This is a genomic window from Vibrio sp. 10N.239.311.G01, assembly GCF_041465805.1.
GTDB lineage: Bacteria > Pseudomonadota > Gammaproteobacteria > Enterobacterales > Vibrionaceae > Vibrio > Vibrio crassostreae_C.
Genome location: NZ_JBFSRM010000057.1, coordinates 1 through 362, shown reverse-complemented (window position 1 = coordinate 362; position 362 = coordinate 1). Strand labels below are relative to the sequence as shown.

Genomic DNA, 362 nt, shown 5'->3' with positions numbered 1-362 from the left:
GCTTCTATCGGGAAACCCAGAAACCACGAGAGAACTACTCAAGCAAGCGAGCCGTTTCGCTAAGGCGTACACATACGGTTGCCTCAGCTTTGAAGAAGAGAATATCCCCACCGCCCAAAAGCAGATCCTTATGGAGAGTTTCGAGAAGACGCTGCTTGCAGGACTTGAACCTGATCAGTACGACATTGTGTGGATTGAGCACAGGGATAAAGATCGCCTAGAGCTAAATTTCCACATCGTAAATATGGAACTGACCACAGGCAAAGCCTTGACACCCTACGTCCACAGTAGAGACATAAAACGTATCGATGCGTGGAAGTGTATCGCCAATGACATATATGGTTTCACCGACCCTAATGACC

Annotated in this window: 1 protein-coding gene; it reads left to right on the top strand. The window is 47.8% G+C overall.

Features of this window, described 5'->3' with window-relative positions; all coding sequences use genetic code 11:
• Positions 1-362: relaxase/mobilization nuclease domain-containing protein (locus AB6D06_RS22235; RefSeq protein WP_372111878.1), on the top strand; the 362-nt coding region annotated here is incomplete at both ends.